Here is an 18,230-nt window from a genome sequence, read left to right as displayed (position 1 = left end):
CTGCTCCGCTTTGAGGCGCCAAAACGCCTATTTTACGCGTGGCAGGGCGGGATTCCCAGCCCGTATTCCCGTGGCCTGCCCTTTACGTTACCATCTCCGCTGACATTTCCTGCCGTGGTTTGCCGTGACTGAACTCTCTCTTCTCCGCCCCGATGACTGGCACGTCCACCTGCGCGACGACAGCGCCCTGGCGCATACCTGTGCCGACATGGCACGCTATTTCGGCCGCGCTATCGTGATGCCCAACCTCACCCCGCCGGTGACCACGGTGGCCGCCGCCAGCGCTTATCGGGAGCGCATCCTCGCCGCCATGGCCGACCTGCCGCGCCGCTTCGAGCCGCTGATGACCCTCTACCTGACCGATGCCACGGACGCTGGGGAAATTCGCCGCGCCGCAGACAGCGACTTCGTACACGCGGTAAAACTGTACCCCGCCGGTGCCACCACCAACTCGGAGGCCGGCGTCGCTGAACTGGACGCCCTGTACCCGACGCTGCAAGCCATGCAGGACGCAGACCTGCCACTGCTTATCCACGGCGAGGTCACCGACCACAGCGTGGATATCTTCGATCGGGAAAAGGTGTTCATCGATCGTCACCTGGCACCCATTGTGCAGCGCTTCCCAGGCCTGCGCGTGGTACTGGAACACATCACCACCGCCGATGCAGTCGACTTTGTCAGCTCGGCACCGGGCAATGTCGCGGCAACCATCACCGCGCACCATCTGCTGCTCAACCGCAACGACATGCTGGTGGGCGGCATTCGCCCGCACTACTACTGCCTGCCGGTGCTGAAACGCAACACGCACCAGGAAGCCCTGTTGCGCGCCGCCACCTCCGGCAGCCCACGCTTCTTTCTCGGCACCGACTCGGCGCCCCACGCCACCGGGCGCAAAGAAACCGCCTGTGGCTGCGCCGGCTGCTATACGGCGCACGCCGCCCTGGAACTGTATGCCGAGGCCTTCGACGCCGCCGGCGCGCTGGACCGGCTGGAGGGATTTGCCAGCCACTTCGGCGCGGACTTCTACCGCCTGCCCCGCAACACGGACCGCATCACCCTGCGCAAGGCCGCCTGGACCGTACCCACCCAGCTTCCCCTCGCCGACACCCACCTGACCCCACTACGCGCAGGCGAATCGGTACAGTGGCAGGTGTGCAGCGAGGCCACAGGCCGTTGAGCGACGAGGGAGAACATCGCATTTGCGACCGTTTCCGCGGCTTTCTACCGGTGGTGGTGGATGTGGAGACCGGCGGCTTCGTCGCCGCGACCGATGCCGTGCTGGAAATCGCCGCAACCATTGTGCGCATGGATGAGGACGGCAACCTCGGGGTACACCGCACCTGGAGCTTCAACGTAAAACCCTTTGAAGGCGCCAACATCGAACAGGCCGCACTGGACTTCACCGGCATCGACCCCTGGCACCCGTTTCGCGAGGCCATGAGCGAAGAGGACGCCTTCGGTGAATTGTTCCGCATTGTGCGCAAGGAGATTCGCGACCAGGGCTGCAACCGCGCCATCCTGGTCGGTCACAACGCACACTTCGACGCCGGGTTCGTCAATGCGGCCGTAGAGCGCTGCAGCATCAAGCGCAATCCGTTTCACCCCTTCTCGTTTTTCGACACAGCCACCCTGGCGGGCCTCGCCTACGGCCAGACCGTGCTGGCCAAGGCCTGCAAGGAAGCCGGCATCGCCTTCGACAACGCCGAGGCGCACTCCGCGGCCTACGATGCGGAGCGCACCGCCGACCTGTTCTGCGAGATCGTCAATCGCTGGAAAGACTGCGGCGGCTGGATGCCCAGCTACAGCTGAGCCTGCGTCGCACGCCCTGCAGCACCCCTCACCGGCACGCCACACCGGGCACTACCCACCCCCACGCATCGCATAGCCACCTCGCGGCGTGACACTGCACTGGCATGACGCAGGTCAATAGCCGACCGCCCTGCCTGATCTATAGTGACAGTCGCTGCTACACGGTGCGGCTGACCCCGCAGGGAGAACGGTTTCTCATGACCCAGACACCAGGCAACTCAACGCTGACCATCGATGGCAACGAGGCCGCGGCGCGCATCGCGCACCTGACCAACGAAGTCATCGCCATCTATCCCATCACGCCGGCGTCAACCATGGGCGAATGGGCAGACGAGTGGTCCGCAGGCGGGCGCAAAAATCTCTGGGGCTGTGTGCCCCGCGTGATCGAGATGCAGAGCGAGGCCGGTGCCGCCGGCGCCATTCACGGCGCGCTGCAGGCGGGCGCGCTGACCACCACATTCACCGCCTCCCAGGGCCTGCTGCTGATGCTGCCCAACATGTACAAGATTGCCGGTGAGCTGAGCCCCACGGTCTTTCACATCGCAGCGCGCTCGGTGGCCAGTCAGGCGCTGTCCATCTTCGGCGACCACAGCGATGTGATGGCGGCAAGGGCCACCGGCTTCGCCATGCTCGCGGCCAATAATCCACAGGAAGTCATGGACTTCGCCGTTATCGCCCAGGCGGCGACCCTGCGCGGGCGCATTCCCCTGCTGCACTTCTTCGACGGTTTCCGCACCTCCCACGAGATCGCCAAAATCATCGGCGTGGGTGACGACGTGGTACGCGCCATGATCGATGACGAGATGGTGACCGCGCATCGCCAGCGGGCACTGTCTCCGGCCCACCCGGTACTGCGCGGTAGCGCGCAAAACCCCGATGTGTTCTTCCAGGCACGGGAATCGGTGAATCCACGCTACCAGGCGTTCCCCGGCATTGTGCAGGGTGCGATGGATGAGTTTGCGCAGCTCACCGGGCGCCAGTATCGCCTGTTCGACTACGTCGGCCACCCACAGGCCGAGCGGGTGCTCGTGCTGATGGGCTCGGGCGCCGATACCGTGGAAGAAACCGTCGAGTTCCTGGTTGCCCGGGGTGAACCCGTCGGCGTGCTGAAGGTGCGCCTGTTCCGGCCCTTCGATGCCACAGCGTTGTTGTCCAGCCTGCCTCACAGCACACGCGCTATCGCCGTGCTGGATCGGTGCAAGGAGCCCGGTGCCGACGGTGAACCCCTGTACAAGGACGTGCTGACAGCACTGGCCCAGGACGCCTTCGCAGAGCGCAGGTTCCCGCAGATACCGCGGGTGATCGGCGGGCGCTTCGGCCTGTCTTCCAAGGAATTCACACCGGGCATGGTGAAGGCCGTGTTTGATGAGCTGGACAGCCCGACACCGCGCAACGCATTCACCATCGGGATCCACGACGATCTCAGTCACAGCAGCCTGGCCTGGGATGGCGCATTCCGCACCGATGCCCACACCCACAGCGTGCAGGCGCTGTTCTATGGCCTTGGCAGTGACGGCACAGTCAGCGCCAACAAAAACAGTATCAAGATCATCGGCGAGCAGACCGACCTGCACGCACAGGGCTATTTTGTCTACGACTCAAAGAAGTCCGGTGCCACCACCGTGTCTCACCTGCGCTTCGGGCCCAACCCGGTGCGCGCCCGCTACCTGATTGAGGACAATTCGGCGAATTTCATCGCCTGCCACCAGCCCGCCTTTCTGCACACAACCGACATGCTGCGACGGGCCGCACAGGGGGCCACCTTCCTGGTCAATTCACCGCTGCCAGCGGAGCGTTTGTGGGACAGTCTGTCGCCGACGCTGCAGCAACAGATCGTCGACAAGGACATCGCGCTGCACTGCATCGACGCCTACCAGGTGGCCGCCGATACCGGTATGGGCAAACGCATCAACACCATCATGCAGGTCTGCTTTTTTGCCATCTCCGGGATTCTGCCCGCGGAGCAGGCCATTGCGGCGATCAAGTCGGCCGTGGAGAAAAGCTACGGCCGACGCGGCCGGCGCATTGTCGAGCGTAATTTCAGGGCCATTGACGCGGCGCTGGCAGGCCTGCACGCCGTCGCGCCCGGCCCGGTCAGGCGCGCCGTGGCCGACCCGGTGGCCGCCAGGGAAGACGACGGCGAGTTCGTGTCTCGGCTCACACGTCGCATCATGGCGGGCGACGGTGACCTGATACCGGTCAGCGCATTGCCCGAGGACGGCAGTTTCCCGCTGGGCACCGCGGCACTGGAGAAACGCAACCTCGCACTGGAGATTCCCGTGTGGGAAGCCGACCTGTGCACACAGTGCGGCAAGTGCGCATTCGTTTGCCCGCACAGCGTGATCCGCAGCAAGGTCTTTGCAGAGCAGTACCAGGACGCCGCCCCTGCCACATTCAAGTCTGCGCCCACGCGCAACAAGGACTACCCCGCCGGCTTGCTGATGAGCTATCAGGTGTCACCTGAGGACTGCACCGGCTGTACCCTCTGTGTGGACATCTGCCCGATTCGCGACAAAAGCAACGCCAGCCGCAAGGCGCTCAACATGGCGCCCATCGATCCCCTGCGTGAGGACGAGAAGGCCAACTGGGCGTTCTTCCTGCAACTGCCGGAATACCCGCGCGCTCAGCTCAAGATCAACACCCTGCCCGGCGCCATGGTCACGCAGCCGCTGTTCGAGTTCTCCGGTGCCTGCGTCGGCTGCGGGGAAACACCCTACCTGCGCCTCGCGAGCCAGCTCTTTGGTGATCGCATGGTGGTGGCCAACGCCACGGGCTGCTCCTCCATTTATGGCGGTAACCTCCCCACCACGCCGTGGGCAGTGAATGCGCAGGGACGAGGCCCCGCCTGGAACAACTCCCTGTTCGAGGACAACGCGGAATTCGGGCTGGGACTTCGCATCGCCATCGACCAGCAGGTGCAGGAGGCGCGTGCCCTGCTGACCGGTCTCGCCGCCGCCCTGCCGTCCGGCCTCGCCACGGCGCTGCTGGAGGCCGATGAGTCCGACGAAGCCGGTATCCACGAGCAGCGTGAACGGGTTGTCGCCCTGAACGCCGCACTGCAGGAGATGCAAACGCCAGAGGCACGGCGCCTGCTGACACGGAGTGAAAACCTGTGCCGCAAATCGGTGTGGTGCATCGGCGGCGATGGCTGGGCCTACGATATCGGCTACGGCGGTCTGGACCACGTGCTGGCCTCCGGCGAGAACCTCAACATCCTGGTACTGGACACCGAGGTGTACTCCAATACCGGCGGCCAGACGTCCAAGGCCACCCCCCGCGGGGCGGTGGCGAAATTCTCCGCCGGCGGCCGCGCCATCGCCAAGAAGGACCTTGCCCTGCTGGCCATGGAGTATCCCAATGTCTACGTGGCGCACATTGCCTACGGCGCCAAGGACACGCAGACGCTGAAGGCGTTTCTTGAGGCCGAAGCACACGACGGACCCTCGCTGATCATCGCCTACAGTCCCTGCATCGCCCACGGGGTGGACCTCAGCCACAACCACCAGCAGCAAACGCTGGCGGTGAAAACCGGGCACTGGCCGCTGTTTCGTTTCGACCCTGCGCGGATTGAGCGCCAGCAGAATCCCCTGCAGCTCGATTCGCCGGCACCCAGTCTGCCCTACCGCGACTTCACCGCCTCCGAGACCCGTTTCAGCATGCTCTGGCACACGCACCCCGAGGCCGCCGAGGCGTTTCTGGAACAGGCCCAGCGCGAGGTCAACCTGCGCTACCGGCATTACCAGCAACTTGCCGGTCTGGACTGGAGCGAGGCCGCCACGCTGAGCGCCCCACGCGCGCAACTGCGCAAGGTCGATCCGCAGCCCGCCAACGACCAGCCCAAGGAGTGAACACCATGGCTGACCTGAGCACACAGTATCTGGGCCTCACCCTGAACAATCCGCTGGTGGCGTCGTCCTCACCGTTGACCGGCTCCGTGGACAGCGCGCTGCGCTTGCAGGAGGCAGGCATTGCCGCGCTGGTCATGCCGTCCCTGTTCGAAGAGAAGATTCTGCAGGAGCACGCGCTGCTCGATCGATTCCTGGACGAACAATCTCTGGGGCATGGCGAAGCACAGAGTTTTCGCCCCCTGCCGCAGGGCTTTCGCTCCACCGAGGAACAGTATGTAGACCAGCTGCACGCGCTGAAGCAGGCTCTGGAGATTCCGGTCATCGCCAGTCTCAACGGCATCACCACCGGCGGTTGGCTGGAATGCGCGCAGCAGCTCGTGGCGGCGGGCGCAGATGCGCTGGAGTTGAACGCATGGCACATCCCCCACAACCCGGAGGACAGCGCTGCCGTGGTCGAGCAACGCTATATCGACATTACCCGGGCAGTAGCGGCGCAGGTGCAGGTTCCGGTGACGGTGAAGCTCGGCACACAGTTCAGCGCACCGCTGCATCTGGTGCGTGCACTGGGCGCTGCCGGCGCTCGCGGTGTGAGCCTGTTCAACCGCTTCTACCAGCCGGAGATAGACCTCGATACCCTGGACATCCGTCCCCGACTGGAACTCTCTTCCCCCGCCGAGGCGCGCCTGCGGATACGCTGGGCGGCGCTCCTGCACGGTCACAGCGACTGCCAGATTGCCGTGACCGGCGGTTTTCATGGCACCACGGAAACCGTGCAGGCCCTGCTGGCTGGCGCCGATGTGGTGCAACTCTGCAGCGTGCTGTTGCAGCAGGGCCCCGAAGCCGCACGCACAGTGCTACAGGCCCTCTCCCTGTGGCTGGAGACGCACGACTACGCCTCCGTGAACCAGCTGCGCGGCAGCCTCAGTGCCCGGCATGCACCGTCCACAGGCGACTACAGCCGCGGCAATTACATCGACGTACTCGACCGCTACACGCCGCCGGACAGCGTACGTTTCTAGCGGGCACCGGCGGCATCAGAAACGGTAGGTCACACGCGCCACCACAGTGCGCTCTTCACCCGGGAAGCAGTCGCCGCGCGCCAGGCAGGTACCGTAGTACTCCTCCTGCAACAGGTTGCGCAGGTTCAGGGACACCGACGCGCGGGCAAATTCGTAGGCCAGCATCGCATCCACCAGCGTGTAGCCGTCGGTCCTGACCACCACGGGGGTGGGTGCGAACGCGTTGGCGGCAAGGAATGCCGTGCCACTGCTCTCATTACCGCCCGCCATGCGCAGGCCGGCACCGACACTGAACCCGCTCAGGGCGCCGACAGCCGGGCGCCAGGTGGCCCAGACCGAACCCTGCTCCTCCGGTATGCTGGGGAATCGCGCTCCGTCAGGGCTTTCGGTGTCCAGCACGCTGTAGCTCAGATCCAGATACACATCACCGACCACCGTCTGCGCCTGCACCTCAAAACCGGTGATGGTGGCAACCCCCTCCTGCTGGGTACTGGCATTGGGCAGGGCGGCGGGATTGGGCAGGTTCGACTGCTCGATGTCGAAATAGGCCGCAGTCAGGTAGCTGCGGGTTCCCGGCGGCTGGAACTTGATGCCGAGCTCCGTCTGCTCGCCTTCCTGAGGCTGCAGGGGCGCGTTGGTCAACGCGTCGGTACCCACCACAGGCTGGAAGGATTCCGCATAGCTGATATAGGGGTTCAGCCCCAGTGCCGTCTTGTACAGTGCACCCACCGCATAGGAGGTGGCATCGTCGCGCTGGGTGACGGCGCCATTACCGGTATCGACATCGTCGTAGCGCAGCCCCGCGGTAAACACCCAGTTGCCCACGCTGGATTGCGTGTTCAGGTAATAGCCGATGGCCTCGATGTCGCTGCTTCGCCGGCTGCGCGCCGCGTCCAGCTCAGAGGCTGAAGGCAGCGGGTCAGCACCGTAGACGGGGCGCAGCACATTAAACGTCGTTGGTCGGGAGAGAAACGCGGCCTCCTGCAGCGTGCTCACATCCTGGTAGTTCACACCCACCAGCACCTCGTGGTCGACAGGGCCGGTCTGCAGGTTCAGACGCGCGCGTGCATCCAGCGCGAACTGCTCGGAAGACGCGGGGGCATCGTACCAGCTGCGCTGCAGCGCCGTGCCGTCCGGCCCCGTGCGCGGATTGCCCGCGCCCAGGAACGCCACCCAGGTCTGCCGGTAGTCTGCCTCGTTATCCCGATAGCGGGCAGTGCCCTCCAGGGCCAGCCAGTCGTTCACGCGTTGCTCGCCAAACAGCGTTACCGACAGCGACTCGGTGTCGTAGCGGTTGAACCCCGGCTCGCCGACATAACGCGAGGCCGGCACCTCTTCACCGCCACTGCCCGCGCAGATGTTCGGCTCCGAGATGCTCACGTTGCCACTTGCGCAGCCGCTGACCGACAGCGGCAGGAACTGGTGCGCCGTGTCACCCTCGCGCTCGGTGTAGTTCAGCAGCAGGCTGTAGCGCGCGCGGTCAGTCTCGTAGGTGATGGACGGCGCCAGCACCAGGGCGTCGTCATCCACCACATCGAGCTGGGTGCCGCTGTCGCGGTAGACAGCCACCAGGCGTCCGTTCCAGTCACCGCTCTCGCTGAGGCGCACGCCGATGTCGGCGGCGCCCTGTAGCCGGTCATGGTTGCCATAGTCCAGCACCAGTTCCCGCTCTGCCGCATCCCGGCCGGCACGCTTGCTCACCGTGTTGAGGACGCCGCCGGGTGAGCCCTGCCCGTACAGCACGGACGCCGGCCCTTTCAGCACCTCCACCTGCTCCAGGGTGTAGATATCGGAGCGGGCGTTGTTGTAGTTGCCAAACAGCACCTGGATGTTATCCAGGTACTCTGGCACATCGAGGCCGCGCACACGCGGGAAATCTCCCCGGGTGGAGAAACCGAACGTATCGCCCACCACGCCCGCGGTATAGTTGAGGGTATCGTCAAGCGTCAGCGCACCGCGCTCGAGAAACTCCTCCGCGGGAATGACGGCGACCGAGCGCGCGGTTTCCAGAATGGGAATGTTCGACTTGGTGGCCCCAAAAGTCGACAGTTTACCGGTGACAACCACGGTCTCCAGCGCTGGCTCGCTGTCGGCGAGCGCGGCAGGCGCGGCGAATGAGAGGATTCCGCTGGTGGCGAGGACGAGGGTATTGTGTGGGCGAAGCATAGGGGGATACCTTAGTTGATAATGCGAATGATTCGCATTACATCATAAGGCCTACTCCGCCTGCAAGCGGCAGACGCGATATTCTCACTGTTCGCCCGGACGGGGCAGGCGCCTCACGGCGCCACGCTGATACCTCGCTCGGAAAACCAGCGCTCGTCCAGCACCCAGCGCACCGCATTAACCTGCGGATGGGTCTGCACCAGCTCCGCCGCCCGCGACTGCACCGCCACCAGCCTGTCCTGGGCCGCCATCATGTCCGGGTGCTGCACATCCTTGCCCTGCAGAGCGGGAAAGGCGCTGTGCAGAAAGCGCATGACCGGCACCTGCGCCGAGCGCGGGCTGCTGACAAACGCCACTCCGTTGTTAATGTCCCGGACGGTAAACTGATAGGGGTAGGCCGCCAACTCCGGGTCTGCGGCGAGCCACGCATTAATCTCGGCCACGCGCCCGTCACGGTTCAGCAACCAGGCCACCGCGACGGCGGCCAGCAGGGCAAGCAGTAACATCACATAGCGGCGGGTGAAGGTATCCATCAGGCTGATTCCGCTGCCGTCACGGCCGTCGGCCCGTCACACCGGTAATGGCTGATCTGCACTTCCTCACCGTAATCCCCGAAATCCCCGAGGGCACGCAACCCGCGAAACTCCTGCCACGGGATGCTGCGATAGCAGGGCGGTGAGGCTGTCGACAGCAGGCCGGGCAGCGGCTCGATCAGTGCGTGATAGCCCGGGTTGAGGAAGTAGGCGATGCTCAGCCGCGACTCACCCTCACTGGCACGCACCCGGTGCAGCGGCGCCCGGTACCGGTCGTTGGCTGCCACCTGCAGCATGTCGCCGATATTGATCGTCAGCGCGTCCGCGACTGGCGCCACATCCACCCAGGCACCGTTCTGCTGCATCTGCAGCCCGGCCACACTGTCCTGCAGGAGCACGGTCAACACACCGGCGTCCGTGTGCGGACTGATGCCGAGCGGACCCGGAGGGACGCCCTGCCCGGCCAGCAGGTCGTGGACCGGGTAATGGTTCAGGCGCAGAAAGCTGCTGTGGTCCGGCGCAAGCTGCTGCAACATGCTGTCTGGGGCCTGACCCAACCCTTCACAGAGCAGGGCCGTGAGGCGCAGTGCCAGTGAGTGACACTCCGCCGCGAAAACCGTCAGCGCAGGACGCAGGCCGGGCATCTCCGCCGGCCAGGGCGTGTCTTCACCTGGCGCGAAATCGAAAATCTCCTTGCGATCACGCAGGTTTTTGGTGAGCTCCCGGTCGTAATAACCGAACGGATTCTCCAACGTGCGTGAGACAGCGCGCTTTACCGCGGGGTCACAGGCGAAAAAGGCCGCCGCACTGGCCAGGGTATCGGCCATCCTCGCAGCGTCCAGGCCGCTATTGACCACCTGGAAGAATCCCGGGTCTGCGGCGGCCTGCGCCAGCTGGGCGACAACCGTGGCGCGCGGGGCGGCGAGGTCAATCACGGGGACATCGGTCAAAGGCATCGCAGGCGTGGCTCCCGAATAGCGGCTGGGTACACCGGCATTATGCCCCAGAACCGGACGCGGGATCGTGTAAAAGCGCGGCCGCACCGACCGCTAGAAGCGATAGGCGGCGGTCAAGCGCACAGTGCGCGGCTCCAGCACGTGGTAATGCTGGTCCTCGACGCCACCCTCTGCCTCCCCGGGCAGTCGTGAGGCGTAGAAATAATCGATGTCGTGGTCATCGCTATCCAGCAGGTTCAGCACATCGGCGCGCAGGGTCCAGTCACCCAGGTGTCGACCCAGCCCGAGATTGACCGAGAAGGTGGCATCGGATGTGGCACTCGCATCCTCCACCAGCGGACGCTCGCCGAAGTAGCGCAGGCGCAGGCTGCCGAACCAGTCCTCACCATCGTCCAGGCTGATGCCCGCCTGTGCAACATGCTCGACAGCGCCGGGAATGGCCCGTTCTCCGCGTGGCGCGTCTGCGAAACGCGCATCGGTCCAGGCGTATTCAAGGTCCAGCGTCCAGGCCTCTGAGAGAGCATAATAGGCAGTGATTTCCACCCCGTTGCGCTCGGAACGCCCGCTGGCTTCGGTGTTGCCTGCGTCTCCCACGAACAGCAATTCACTGTCCAACTCCAGGTACCAGACCGCCAGCGAGGTGTTCAGGCGCTCGCGCCAGAAACCTCGCACACCGGCTTCGTAGCCCAGCGAGCGCACCAACGGGTCAACCGCATCAATGACCGCGCCATCGGCGGGATCGATGCGGACGGTGGTGCCTCGGGCATCATTGGAGTGAAAGCCCTGTCCGGCGGATACATAGGTCTCCCAGTCGTCGCTCAGGCTATAAATCAGACTGCCCTTGAGTGACCAGAGGTCATCGGTGGCGCGACCGCCATTCGCCGAGAGGTCGACGCCGTTGATGTTGCGGTCGATGGCGCTGCTGACGTCAAAGTCGAAGTGATCATAACGCAGCCCGACGACGGAGCGCAGGCGCGGGGTCCACTGCAGCTTTTGCTCCCAGAACAAGCCAATGCTGGACTCCTCCACGGCATCGCTGCGCACCGGCCCGGTGCGCTGTCGCGCAACGCTGCGATAGAGGCCCACCTCATCGATGTCATCCACGCGCAGTTCGACGCCGAAAGTTTGCGTCATGGGCAGCCCGGCAAGCGTGGTCACAAGGTTGTAGCGCAGGCGACCGCCGTACAGCAGACGCTCGTCGACCTGTTCAAACTGGTCGCCGCGCTCCGGGTCATCGAGGAAATAGGTAAAGTTTGACCACAGGTTCAGGTCGTAACGCACCAGCCACGCCTCAGCCTGCCAGACATCACTGCGCCAGGCCGCGCTCAGGCTGTAGCGGCTGGATTCACCGCCGACAGTGTCGTCGATGACACCCAGGTCATCAATGATGCCCTGGGTGACAGCCCGGGCCGGAATCTGGTCGGCACTGTTCCAGCTGTTGTCATAGGCCATCGCCGTCAGGCTCAGGCTGCCGCCGGCCAGCTCGCGCGAATGCTTCAGTAATAGATTCACACGCGACAGGTCCTCTTCCACGCCGCGCCAGGGGCCATCGTAGCGATTGCCCTCCAGGGCATACAGCCAGTCACCACCGGCGGCGCGCTGGCTGTCCACCAGTACCAGCCGCTGGTAGCCGTCCTCGCCCCAGGTGATTTCCGCAAGGCCATCGTCCACCCGGTCCACCGTCCGCATTTCAGCACTGCCGGCACCACTGAAGTCGCCGACGTCCGCGTAATAGGGGCCTTTTTTATAGGCAATCGTGGCGAGCGCCTCGGGAATCACCGGGTTCAGATCCGTATAACCCTGGCCGTGACCGTGGGAACGCAGGTTCAACGGCATGCCGTCGATGAAGGTGGCAAAGTCAGTGCCATGGTCAAGATTGAAACCCCGCAGGAAATACTGGTTCGCCTTGCCCGTGCCGCTGTGTTGCGTGACCACCATGCCGGGCACCAGTTCCAGCACCTCGCCCGTGCGCAGCAGCGGCCGCAGGGCGATCTCCCGGCGGCCGATGACGCCTTCCGACGCCGTTATCGCCTCACCCACCAGGCTGACGCGCCGCCCCTCCACGGTCACGGTCTCCAGTGTCTGCCCCGCAGCAGCCGGACTGAGGCCCACCAGCAGCGCCGGCAGCGCGCCCGCCCGCACAGCGCTCCCGGCCAGCCCCCGCCATCCTGTTGATTCCGTCACGTTCCCGATCACGCTACACTCCTCCCTGTTTCAGTGGCATTGTGTAACACACCCCACCAACACCGATAACAGGTCGGTTTTCATGACCGAACAGAAACACAGCCTGCTGCGTCACCTTGGCATTCGCCCGCGTCGCGCACCCCACCTTGGGGAGCGCGAACTGGCCGTGATGAGCCTGTTGTGGCGCGGAAAAAGCCTGTCGGCAACGCAGCTTCTGGATGCCATGCCAGCCGCGGACATCGGGCTGAGCACCGTGCAAAGCACCCTGGAGCGGCTGTACCGCAAGGGTTTGGTGAGCCGTAGGAAGGAGGCGCGTGCCTTCGTTTACCGCCACACCATCGACCGCGAGGAACTGATCCGTATTCTCCTGCGCGACATCACGCAGGATATCGCCGGTGGCGACCTGCTACCCGTGATAGCCGGCTTTGCCCGCTATGTTGCCGACGACGACGCCGCGACCGCATCGGCGATTGCGGCACTGCGTGGCGGCGACAGAAACGCTGCAGATGATGACTGAACTGCTGCCCCCGGTGGCGGACGCGGTGCTGATCTGGTGCGGCGTGTTTGCGCTCTCATCGATCACGCACGCCCTGCTCTACCCCCCGCTGCAACGGCGTAGTGCAGCAGTCTCCGCCGCCAACGCGGCGGACCTGCGCCTGCTGTGGGGGCTGCTGCCACCGATTGCGGCAAGCGTAGTGACCTGGCTGGTGCTTAATCCGGCACTTTCGGCGCCACTGATACCCGTACACTGCCACGGCCTGAACTGCGCGCCGCATCCACCACTGTCGGAGGCACACCCTGCCCTGCGCGTCGGCGTGGCGGCGGTGACCGGCGGGCTTGCCCTGGCCCTGTGTGCCGCCGTAGCGCTGCTGGCGTGGCGTGTGCAGCGGCGCTTGAGAACACTGTTTTCCCTGTCACGGGCCGCCGCCACGCAACGCTTCCAGGTGATCGACGGGCCGACGCCCGGGGCCTGGTGCGTCGGATGGTGGCGACCACAGGTGTACGTCTCCCGCAGCATGCTGGACGCCCTTTCTGCCCGGGAGCTGCGAGTTGTGCTGGCACATGAATACGCACACCAAAGGCGCAGGGATAACCTGCGCCGCGCAGGCCTTGCCATCGCCACCGTACTCTGGCCCAAAAACCGCCGGCAGCAGCTGCTCAGCGACTACCACACGGCCACCGAGATGGCCTGCGACTGGGCCGCAGTCGATGTCAGTGGCGATGCCGATCTCGTGGCAAGGGTTATTGCCCGACTGGAGGGACTGCCGGCCTCGGCAGCCAGCGAGGGCGGCGCCACAGGCTCCGTTAGCGCGGCGCGATCACGTATCAAGGCGCTCCTGACAGCTCCCCGAAACACAGCATCCCCTCAAGTACTACTCGCCATCGCCGGACTGTGGCTGCTGCAAATCTGGGCAGGCACAGCGCTGGCGCACGCCTGCATTGAGCTTCTGTCGTAATTCACTAGCTTCACAAAAGCATCATCCCCGCTTCACGGCGCGTTCATATCCAACCCCTAAATTGCTGGTTGCCGGCACAGGGGCTGCACGAAAAATACACCAGCCTGACGCCGCGCCTCACACCAACGTTTTAATGAACTGGGGAAGGGTATGTATCAACCGAATTTTTCTCGTCGTCCGAGTGTGCTTCTCGTGCGCCTGGCGCTGACCGGCGGCCTCTCATTCACTGCCGCCGCAGGCGCGCAAGGTGACAACAACTCACTGGAAGAAATCACCGTCGTTGCTCGCAGCCAGTACTACGGGAACAACATGGTGACAGACAGCATGAAAATGCAGCAGTCTCCAATGACCAGTGTAAACGCGCTTATCGACAACCTTCCTGGTGTTTCAATTCAGGAAGGCGACGCCTACGGCTTTGACGACTGGTCTACTACCATTGCAGTACGCGGCTTCCAAAACAGCCTTGACGAACAACAGATCGGCACAACGCTGGATGGCATCCCCAATGGAGGCAGCAGCTACGGTGGTGGCGCGAAGGCTAACCGCTATCTGGATACCGCCAACCTGCGCACCGTGACTGTTTCCCAGGGCACAGCAGACATCGCCTCACGCGCACTCGATGCGCTGGGCGGCACCATTGATTTTGTATCAGACGACCCCGAGGAAGAGGCGCGTGTCCGTTTTCAGGGCTCCGCCGGCGAGTATGACGCTGAACGCTACTACGCGCGTGTAGACACCGGTCGTCTCAGGAATGGCCTTCGTGCATGGTTCTCTGCCTCTCACCAAAGTGCCAGTGACTGGGTCAATGGAGCAGCAGAGAACGAACGGGATCACCTGGCTGGCAAGATGATTATCGAGCTGGGAAACACTGATATCACCGCTTATGCGTCTTACGATGATACGCACGAGGACAACTATCAGCGCCTGTTTAGCCCCGATGAATTCATCAGTAATCCCGAATGGGATCGACTCACAGACATCTGGACCGGTGTTCCCTACGTAGACCAGGTCTACCGGCGGGGGTGGTCTACACTGCGCGAAAATATGCTGGCCTATATCAAGGCCAACATGGAAATCAGCAGCGGCCTGCGCCTGGCATTCGGCGGCTACTACCATGACAACGAAGGTCGCGGCGACTGGATTCCTCCCTACCTGGTGGATGTGGTCAACGATGGCGCCGGTCCCCAATCAGAAGTACTGGGCAATGCCCGCATCAATGGCGGCAGTGCGCTGGGACGCATCTTCTTCGTCGACGGCGCCGGCAACGCCCTGAGCCCGCGTCCGGGGTGCACATCCTCCATTACCTTCCCCTACGGTGGCGCAGGATCCGAGTACGATCCCGCCTGTTACGCCGCCGGCGCCATTCCGGTGCAATCCTATCGCCACACCAACTACAAGAAGGAGCGGTACGGTTTCATGCTCGACGGCGACTGGACTTTGGACCTCGGTGGCCTCGACAACACGCTACGCGCCGGTCTCTGGTATGAAGATCAGCAGCGCGATGAAACCCGCACATGGCAGAAGCTTACCGATGCGCGTGTGGGTATCGAGTTCGACAACCAGCCCTACTGGACGCAGTACGATCGCACTTATCCGCAGGAGGTCCTGAAATGGTACGCGGAAGACAGCGTGCAAATCGCATCGCTGCAACTCACCCTGGGCATCAAGCAGTTCCTGGTTGACCTGGAGCGCCGGGACAACTTTGGCGAGACCACAGATGTCAAAGTGGACTCTGATTCGGATATCCTGTTTTCAGGTGGCGTGCTCTGGGAAACGCCCTTAGAGGGACTCGAAGTGTTCGCCGGCTATGCCGAGAATTTCAAGGCCATATACGACGAAATCCTGGAGCGTCCCGAGTCTGACCTCGACGCCCTTGAGCCCGAGACCGCGGAGAACCTGGAGGCCGGCCTGCGCTACCGAAATGGGCCTTTGCTGCTGAGTGCCACGGCATTCCAGATCGACTTCGAGAACCGCATTATTTTTCTTAGCCCGGAAAGCGCTGCGGGGCCGGACTATCTGATTGGCACCAACGGCACCTACTTCAATGCCGGCGGCATTGAATCGGACGGCCTTGAGCTCACAGCCGACTTCCAGATCAGCGACAGCCTTTCCCTGTACGGCGCCTTCACCCTGAACGATGCCAGCTACGTCGGCACAGGGGACGCCGCGGTTGACGCAGGCCTGGGCATTCAGCCAGGGAACGATGTGGTCGGCATCCCCGACCAGCAATTGGTGTTGTCGCTGGACTGGACCGGCAACAGACTGGCTGCAGGCATCAGTGGGAAGCACACGGGTGAACGCCCCATACGCCTCGACAACAGCTGGGTTGCTGATAGTTACACGACTGTTGACGCCTATCTCACGCTGAATGGTGGGGGCAACTGGAGCGTTACGCTGCTGATCAATAATGCCTTTGATGAGGACTACCTCGGCGGCATCGCCGGTGAGGGAGCATGGATAGGGGCCCCACGTACTGTATCCGCCTCATTGACCGTAGACCTTTAAGACCCTAGAAAGCGTGCTTGCCGGCCTTCGGGTCGGCTTTTTTTATTGACGCAAGGAGATACCAATGAAGCGCCTGCCACTCACTCGACGTCAGATGCTGTCGGGGCTTTCCGCCAGCCTGCTGCTACCCGCAGGTCTGCGTGTACCCGTGGTGTCGGCCGACCCAGGGAACCCCTTCCGGCATGGCGTTGCAAGCGGCGACCCGGAAAACAACTCTGTTGTGCTCTGGACACGCCTGACCACCACGATACAGTCTGCCGAATGTCGGTGGGAACTGGCACAAACTCCTGATTTCGACAGCATACTGCGGAGCGGAACCGTCGCCACCGGGCCGCACCGCGACTACACCGTGAAAGTGGTTGTCAGTGACCTGGCCCCCGGGGCCCTCTACTACTACCGCTTTCATTTCAACCAGCATTCATCACCGACAGGCCGTACGCGCACCCTGGCCAGCGGCGCACTGGACGCGCTGGGACTCGCGGTCGCCTCCTGCTCCAACCTCCCGTTTGGCTATTTCAACGCCTATGAAGCGATAGCACGGGATGACTCAATCGACTTCGTTCTGCACCTTGGCGACTATCTGTACGAATATGGCCCAGACGGCTACGGCGGGGGAATCGGTGCACAGCTGGGCCGCCAGCATGTGCCTCCACGCGAGATGGTCTCTCTTGAGGACTACCGGTTGCGGCACGCGCAGTACAAGGCTGACTCGCAGTCGCAGGTCATGCACGCCGCGCACCCACTGATTCCACTCTGGGACGATCACGAATCCACCAATAATCCCTGGCGAGATGGAGCCGAGAACCACCAGCCTGCTACGGAAGGACGCTGGGACAGGCGGCGCCAAGTGTCGCTGCAGGCCTGGTATGAATGGATGCCCGTGCGAGATCCCGGCCCAGATGACGACCCCGCAGCCTACTGGCGGCACTTCCGCTTCGGCAACCTGGCGTCGCTGGTGACCCTGGAGACACGGCATACGGGCCGCTCGCAACAGGTCGACTACGACATCGAGACTCTGGGGGAGATGACACCGGCCGCTGCTGAGCGATTCCTCAGTGAGATTGTGGGCGTACCCGGTCGGGACATGTTGTCCGCGGAGATGCAAGCCTTCGCCGCGGGGGCACTGGCCGAATCGGTAGCGGCTGGACGCCCATGGCGCCTGATCGGCAACCAGATCCCCATGGCAAGGATGGCCTCACCAAGGCTCTCGGACAGTGATATGGCCTACCTCGAGGCGCGAGTATCAAGTGATAGCCTGCAGCGTGCGAGGTATTTCCAGCGGCTGGGCGAACTCGGCCTGCCACTTTACCTGGACCCCTGGGACGGCTACCCGAGAGCGCGAGAGGCGTTTTACCAGAGCTGTCGCCATGCAGGTGCCAGCGATCTGGTAGTGCTGACAGGAGACAGTCACAGCTTCTGGCAAAATACACTTCACACTGACGAGGGGCACCCGATGGGCGTAGAACTCGGGACCACGGGCATCACCTCACCCGGCGACTTTCTGGAGTTTGGTACAGAGGGAGCCCGCCTGATGGACAGTCGTCTGATTACCAGCAACCCAGAGGTTCAGTGGACTGACGGCATCAGCAACGGTTACCTCCGCGTGCGTGTTACTGAAGCGCAACTTCGAGCCGACTTCGTCGGCGTAGACAATATTTTGAGCCGAGACTACAGGACTCAGACCCTGCGCAGCGTGGCAGTGCTCCACGATGGTCCGCATCTGCACTATGCTGTTCACGAAGAAGGCTAAGAC

Annotated in this window: 12 protein-coding genes; 8 read left to right on the top strand and 4 right to left on the bottom strand. The window is 63.6% G+C overall.

The features are described 5' to 3' along the window. Positions 1 to 124: 124 nt before the first annotated feature. The 4 genes from pyrC to R3E49_RS13765 all read left to right on the top strand — a co-directional run bounded on the left by pyrC (position 125) and on the right by R3E49_RS13765 (position 6,676). Complete coding sequence (gene pyrC / locus R3E49_RS13780; protein ID WP_371295566.1) at positions 125 to 1,177, top strand: dihydroorotase; 1,053 nt, start codon at positions 125 to 127, stop codon at positions 1,175 to 1,177. Continuing rightward, positions 1,174 to 1,809, top strand: a complete 636-nt coding sequence (rnt, locus tag R3E49_RS13775; protein WP_290737679.1) for a ribonuclease T — start codon at positions 1,174 to 1,176, stop codon at positions 1,807 to 1,809. Before pyrC ends, rnt begins: the two co-directional genes overlap by 4 nt. 197 nt (positions 1,810 to 2,006) lie before the next feature. Then, on the top strand, positions 2,007 to 5,657 hold the full coding sequence (gene nifJ / locus R3E49_RS13770; RefSeq protein WP_371295565.1) for a pyruvate:ferredoxin (flavodoxin) oxidoreductase: 3,651 nt from the start codon (positions 2,007 to 2,009) through the stop codon (positions 5,655 to 5,657). A 5-nt stretch (positions 5,658 to 5,662) separates the two neighbouring features. Further along, a complete protein-coding gene (locus R3E49_RS13765; RefSeq protein ID WP_371295564.1) occupies positions 5,663 to 6,676 on the top strand; it encodes a dihydroorotate dehydrogenase-like protein in 1,014 nt (337 codons plus the stop codon). Positions 6,677 to 6,691: 15 nt separating this feature from the next. Here the strand turns inward: R3E49_RS13765 and R3E49_RS13760 are convergent, their stop codons facing one another. The 4 genes from R3E49_RS13760 to R3E49_RS13745 form a co-directional block, all read right to left on the bottom strand. Further along, entirely contained in the window at positions 6,692 to 8,842 is a 2,151-nt protein-coding gene (locus R3E49_RS13760) for a TonB-dependent siderophore receptor (RefSeq protein WP_371295563.1), read from the bottom strand. A 113-nt stretch (positions 8,843 to 8,955) separates the two neighbouring features. Next, on the bottom strand, positions 8,956 to 9,375 hold the full coding sequence (locus R3E49_RS13755) for a hypothetical protein (RefSeq protein ID WP_371295562.1): 420 nt from the start codon (positions 9,373 to 9,375) through the stop codon (positions 8,956 to 8,958). Next, the gene (locus R3E49_RS13750; protein WP_371295561.1) at positions 9,375 to 10,331 is read right to left on the bottom strand and encodes an isopenicillin N synthase family dioxygenase; all 957 of its coding nucleotides are present in this window, start codon (positions 10,329 to 10,331) and stop codon (positions 9,375 to 9,377) included. The genes R3E49_RS13755 and R3E49_RS13750 overlap by 1 nt, the downstream gene beginning before the upstream one ends. A gap of 93 nt (positions 10,332 to 10,424) precedes the next feature. Continuing rightward, on the bottom strand, positions 10,425 to 12,527 hold the full coding sequence (locus tag R3E49_RS13745) for a TonB-dependent receptor (protein ID WP_371295560.1): 2,103 nt from the start codon (positions 12,525 to 12,527) through the stop codon (positions 10,425 to 10,427). A gap of 70 nt (positions 12,528 to 12,597) precedes the next feature. Here R3E49_RS13745 and R3E49_RS13740 point away from each other — a divergent pair, with 70 nt between their 5' ends. The 4 genes from R3E49_RS13740 to R3E49_RS13725 all read left to right on the top strand — a co-directional run bounded on the left by R3E49_RS13740 (position 12,598) and on the right by R3E49_RS13725 (position 18,227). Then, positions 12,598 to 13,032 carry a BlaI/MecI/CopY family transcriptional regulator gene (locus tag R3E49_RS13740; RefSeq protein ID WP_371295559.1) on the top strand — a complete coding sequence of 145 codons (435 nt, stop codon included), beginning with the start codon at positions 12,598 to 12,600 and terminating at the stop codon, positions 13,030 to 13,032. Continuing rightward, positions 13,022 to 13,972 (top strand): M56 family metallopeptidase, encoded by a 951-nt coding sequence (locus tag R3E49_RS13735; protein WP_371295558.1) that lies wholly within the window; start codon positions 13,022 to 13,024, stop codon positions 13,970 to 13,972. Before R3E49_RS13740 ends, R3E49_RS13735 begins: the two co-directional genes overlap by 11 nt. 150 nt (positions 13,973 to 14,122) lie before the next feature. Continuing rightward, a complete protein-coding gene (locus R3E49_RS13730) occupies positions 14,123 to 16,477 on the top strand; it encodes a TonB-dependent receptor domain-containing protein (RefSeq protein ID WP_371295557.1) in 2,355 nt (784 codons plus the stop codon). A gap of 64 nt (positions 16,478 to 16,541) precedes the next feature. Beyond that, on the top strand, positions 16,542 to 18,227 hold the full coding sequence (locus tag R3E49_RS13725) for an alkaline phosphatase (RefSeq protein WP_371295556.1): 1,686 nt from the start codon (positions 16,542 to 16,544) through the stop codon (positions 18,225 to 18,227). The last annotated feature ends 3 nt before the right edge of the window (positions 18,228 to 18,230 follow it).

This window comes from Haliea sp., from assembly GCF_041395985.1.
Taxonomy (GTDB): Bacteria; Pseudomonadota; Gammaproteobacteria; order Pseudomonadales; family Halieaceae; genus Haliea.
The sequence above is the reverse complement of the archived record's forward strand: the minus strand, read 5'-3'. Positions and strand labels throughout refer to the sequence as shown.

What these genes read in the sequence shown, in the direction of transcription:
- R3E49_RS13760 (WP_371295563.1), bottom strand. Translation starts at nt 8,842, where the DNA reads ATGCTTCGCCCACACAATACCCTCGTCCTCGCCACCAGCGGAATCCTC.
- nifJ (WP_371295565.1), top strand. Translation starts at nt 2,007, where the DNA reads ATGACCCAGACACCAGGCAACTCAACGCTGACCATCGATGGCAACGAG.
- R3E49_RS13750 (WP_371295561.1), bottom strand. Translation starts at nt 10,331, where the DNA reads ATGCCTTTGACCGATGTCCCCGTGATTGACCTCGCCGCCCCGCGCGCC.
- R3E49_RS13765 (WP_371295564.1), top strand. Translation starts at nt 5,663, where the DNA reads ATGGCTGACCTGAGCACACAGTATCTGGGCCTCACCCTGAACAATCCG.
- R3E49_RS13755 (WP_371295562.1), bottom strand. Translation starts at nt 9,375, where the DNA reads ATGGATACCTTCACCCGCCGCTATGTGATGTTACTGCTTGCCCTGCTG.
- R3E49_RS13735 (WP_371295558.1), top strand. Translation starts at nt 13,022, where the DNA reads ATGATGACTGAACTGCTGCCCCCGGTGGCGGACGCGGTGCTGATCTGG.
- R3E49_RS13725 (WP_371295556.1), top strand. Translation starts at nt 16,542, where the DNA reads ATGAAGCGCCTGCCACTCACTCGACGTCAGATGCTGTCGGGGCTTTCC.
- R3E49_RS13730 (WP_371295557.1), top strand. Translation starts at nt 14,123, where the DNA reads ATGTATCAACCGAATTTTTCTCGTCGTCCGAGTGTGCTTCTCGTGCGC.
- R3E49_RS13740 (WP_371295559.1), top strand. Translation starts at nt 12,598, where the DNA reads ATGACCGAACAGAAACACAGCCTGCTGCGTCACCTTGGCATTCGCCCG.